Origin of the sequence: Phyllobacterium sp. (genome assembly GCF_037994405.1) — a bacterium.
Taxonomy (GTDB): Bacteria; Pseudomonadota; Alphaproteobacteria; order Rhizobiales; family Rhizobiaceae; genus Phyllobacterium.
On the sequence record NZ_JBBNAN010000300.1, the window covers coordinates 1 to 4,555 of the forward strand.

At 56.1% G+C, this 4,555-nt stretch carries 3 protein-coding genes and 1 pseudogene; all 4 read left to right on the top strand.

Going from position 1 to position 4,555, the window contains the following annotated elements:
- A partial coding sequence (locus tag AAAC48_RS16715) for a LysR substrate-binding domain-containing protein (RefSeq protein WP_340655263.1) occupies positions 1–794 on the top strand: 794 nt, incomplete at its 5' end.
- A gap of 408 nt (positions 795–1,202) precedes the next feature.
- Positions 1,203–2,315: a Fic family protein gene (locus AAAC48_RS16720; protein WP_340655264.1), complete on the top strand. Its 1,113-nt coding sequence runs from the start codon at positions 1,203–1,205 to the stop codon at positions 2,313–2,315.
- A gap of 23 nt (positions 2,316–2,338) precedes the next feature.
- Positions 2,339–2,889, top strand: a pseudogene (locus AAAC48_RS16725) (glutamine cyclotransferase).
- A 799-nt stretch (positions 2,890–3,688) separates the two neighbouring features.
- Positions 3,689–4,459: a pyrroline-5-carboxylate reductase gene (locus tag AAAC48_RS16730; protein ID WP_340655265.1), complete on the top strand. Its 771-nt coding sequence runs from the start codon at positions 3,689–3,691 to the stop codon at positions 4,457–4,459.
- The last annotated feature ends 96 nt before the right edge of the window (positions 4,460–4,555 follow it).

Below are 4,555 nucleotides of genomic sequence, written 5' to 3' on the forward strand. Positions count from 1 at the left end.
TGACGCAACCTGCGGTCAGCCTCCAACTAAAACTGCTGGAACAGCGTTTAGGCGTCCGGCTCATTGAACGTGTCGGGCGACGGGCCCGGCCGACGGTGGCCGGTCTTGATTTGCTGACCTATGCGCGACGGATGATAAAGGAGTCGATTGCTGCTGAAGAAGCGATGACGCCGCATCGGGGAGGCTCCATCGGACGAGTGCGCATCGGTAGTGGCGCCACCGCCTCAATCCACCTTTTGCCGCTTGCCATCGCGAAGGCGATGAAACGCATGCCCGGTCTTGAGATCACCGTACGTATCGGCAATGTAGCCGAAATTTTGCGCGACCTTGAAGCGAACCTGCTCGACCTCGCGGTTGTCGCCCTTCCCGCACACGGGCGGCCTTTCGAGATCGAACCGTTCTACGAGGAGGAGATGCTTGCCGTTGCCCACAGGGACAGCGATATGCCCACCAATGGACCAGACGCTGCCTTTTTGTGCGAGAAGCCTCTCCTTCTTTATGAAGGCGGGAACACGCGTCGCTGTATTGACGATTGGATGATGGCGTCGGGACTGCAAGCTAAGCCGACGATGGAATTCGGCAGCGTTGAGGTGATTAAAGAACTGGTGGCGGCAGGGCTGGGTTGGTCTATCCTTCCAGAGCTGGCCTTGAAACGAAATCGCGCCAATTTCCTGACAACGTCGTCGGTGAGGCCGACGCTAAAGCGTCAGCTTGGAATGGTCGTTCGCCGAGACAAGCATCTCACCCGCGGTCTTCGTACGATGATGCAAAGTTTGCGTAGCGTCAAAGGCTAACCCGCCTCACACTTCGCGCCAAGGTCGTCGTGAAACTGGGTGGCGCGCTAGAAATGATGGTGGTCGCCACACCATCTTATCTGGAGCTCGTCCGGCAGGCTGTCGCCGCTGCGCGCCTTTCTGGATTTCATCGGTCCGACACCAGCTGGCCGATAGTTGCCGGAAATTTCGACTAACGAGGTTCGAAGCGACAGTACGTTCATAAAGGCTCCAATGAAAATGCCGATAATGGCGGTTTTTGATTGGTGCGTGAAGGGCTACAATTGGTTGATTAGTTCACGTTCAGGGCCTTATGAAACAGCGTCCGTCGCAACGCCACCTGTGCTCCACATTCGCTGAGGCATAGAAGAGCTTGCTATAACTCATCGTTTCAGTAGAATTGAGCTATAGAAAGGATTCCTATAACTCATGCGCTGGAATTGGCAGCAGACAAACTGGCCGGACTTCACCTATGATCCTGTAGCAATCGAACCGCTGGAAAGAAAATTCCTCCTGCATTCGGGCGAATTTATAGGGGCCTTCCGCCATGTCGGCCCGGACGACCGGGACATGTTCAAAATTGAGCTGATCAGCGACGAAGCATTAAAGACATCAGAGATCGAAGGCGAAATCCTCGATCGTGCCAGTCTGCAATCGTCTCTGCGGGGGCAGTTCGGCATGGATGCTGACGCAAAGCCTGTGTCTCCAGCTGAGCGAGGAATCGCCGAGATGGTGGTCGATCTCTACCAAAGCTTCGCCGCTCCGCTCACGCATCAAACGCTGTTCTCCTGGCATAAGATGGTCATGGCTGGGCAGCGCCGAATCCAAATCATCGGCGCCTATCGTGAACATGCCGACCCTATGCAGGTAGTCTCAGGTACCCTTGGCAATCCGAAAGTTCACTTTGAAGCGCCCCCGTCAGACCGGGTGCCGCACGAAATGCACGCATTCATCGAATGGTTCAACGATACGGCGCCGGGCGGAATACGACCCTCGCCCGCGCTGACGCGCGCTGGAACCGCGCACCTTTACTTTGAGAGCATTCATCCCTTCGAAGACGGCAATGGCCGTATCGGCCGGGCTCTGTCGGAAAAGTCTCTTGCACAAAATCTCAGCCAGCCAACCTTGATCGCGCTGGCCTATACGATCGAACGCGGCCGCAAGGCCTACTATGAGATGCTGGAACGAAGCAATAAGTACAACGAGATCACGGAGTGGCTGATCTATTTCGGCGAAACTATCCTTGAAGCACAGCGCAACACGCTGAAGCGCGTGGATTTCTATATCGCGAAGGCCCGACTGTACGATCGAGTGCGCGGTCAACTGAATCCACGCCAGGAGAAGGTGATCGAGCGCTTGTTTCGACAAGGCATTAATGGCTTTAAGGGCGGCCTGAGCGCAGAGAACTATATGAGCATCACAAAGGCATCGCGCGCTACCACGACAAGGGATCTGCAGGATCTTGTTGCAAAAGGCGCATTGGACCGGACAGGCGAGCTCCGCCACACGCGGTATCATTTGAAGCTTTGCGAGACCAAATGAGGGACGCAGCGCGTAACTAAAGCGTGCCAATATTGCGCGATGGAGCTCTAGCCGACCACGTGCATGGGGGTACGTCTGACGGCCAGCATGTCTGGTTCTCGTCCGGAAACAGGCTGAACGCCTTCGATCCAGCGAGTGGGAAGGTGCTGCGCTCGATCGATGTCGCCGCGCATGCAGGAACGACCTTCGACGGTCAGCACTTGTTTCCGATCGAAGTGGATCGCATCCGGAAGATCGACCCGACGGCCGGCCGTGTGCTGGGCACGATCCCGGCGGCGGCGGTGACTCGGGGCTCGCATGGGCCGAAGGGGCGCTCTGGGTGGGGCAGGATCGGGACCGGAAGGTCCATCAGATCGACCCCGAAACCGGAGCGATCCTCCGCACCATAAAGTCCAACCGCTTCGTCACCGGTGTCACCTGGATCGACGGCGAGCTCTGGCATGGCACCTGGGAAGGTGACGAGAGCGATATGAGGCGAGTCGATCCCGAAACGGGAGAGGTCCTGGAGAAGCTCAAGACGCCGCCTGGAATAGGCGTGTCGGGGCTCGAGTCCGATGGCGGCAAACGGTGCTGAAACGAAGCTGCACTTTTATTGGGATGCATTGCTCGGCAGCTATTCTACCCCTGAAGGCGCGATCCGTGATGCACTGATTGACCGGAGCACGAAACTGCCGGCGCCCGACGAGGGCAGGCGGGAAACATTGATCCGGATGAGCGGTTTGTCGAAGGTCAGAAGCTGGCAATCGATTATGCCTATGCCGAACCGGTGAAATCAGGCAACGCACCTTACGAGCTTGACCGTACCTATGAGACGAATGCTCGCAATATTGCCAGGTCTCAGGCCGCACTCGCGGCGCGCGCCTTTCCAACATCATCAACGAAGCTCTCCGTTGAGCCCTCTACAAGATTGCCTTCGATCGTCCGTAACTCAGGCGACGGGTTTAGCCTCATGACATGTGAAATTGTTGAGACACCTGTGAGCAAAGTGCCAGCGGGCGGCGATCTTTTTAGCCTTTATACACATTAGCACGGACTTGCCGATAGCAGCCTTGCGACGGAACGAGAGATCACGATCAAAATTTCGCGACACTTGGAGCGGTATTGCGGTACATTTGAAAGTCGAGCCGGAGCGTGTGGTCGGTTGAGGAGCTCACTTGGTTAACATTAGGTCATCCCGAGAGCCAGCTGGTTAAAGTTTGGGTATCTTCGCAACTATTTCCACAACATCCGTAAAACAACAACGGACGCTTGTATGGTCGCAGGCTCGCGCCAGATATTCATAGCGGACGAGCAGCTTTTCACCAAGTGTCCCGTATGGCTCGTCGGTTGGATCGCACCATGGTACACGAGCATGTCAAACACTGCGGGGAACAATGAGATTAGGTTTTTTAGGATCAGGCGCTATAACTGAGGCGGTTATTACTGGCTTGGTGAAATCGAGATCAGATGTCGGTACTATCGTCATCTCTCCTCGCAACTCAGGCGTCGCCTCTCGACTTGCACAGACATTTCCGATCGTGCGTGTGGGCGATGGCAATCAGGACGTGGTTGACAGCGCCGATATCGTGTTTCTTGCGATACGACCGCAAATTGCTGAGGAAGTGATAACTGAACTCAATTTTCGGGAAGACCAACATGTGGTGAGCTTTATTGCTGCCATCCAACTCAAGACACTCGCTGAGTGGGTCAGGGCTCCCGTAAGGATCACCCGGGCGATTCCGCTCCCGTTTGTCGCCGAGTTGCAGGGAGCGACGGCAATCTATCCGCCCGATGAGCAAATAGCCGATCTGTTTTCTTCGCTCGGCACCGCCGTCCAGGCAAAAGATCTCAAGCAGTATGATCTTCTCGGAGCAGCGAGTGCGTTGATGGGCACCTACTTCGGCCTGCTGGAAACGAGCGCCCGCTGGCTGGAAGCGAAGGGCATGCCGTATGATCAGGCCAGTACTTATCTGAAACAATTGTTCACCGGCTTGTCCGAGGCAACGGGTGCATCACCAGCACAGTCATTCGACGCGATGCGTTGGGACTTTTCGACAAAGGGCGGCCTGAATGAGCAGGTTTTCACGGAGTTTGAAGCGAAAGGTGGAACGAAGGCTCTAACCCAAGCTCTCGAATCGGTCCTCGAGCGCATTCAACAGAAGTGACTTGCGCGGAGAGTGCCGCGATAGACGATGTGGCGCGGGGTGGTTCCGGCAACCGCCAGAGCCAGCGAGCAGTTTCGTCAAATCCAACCCAGCCAT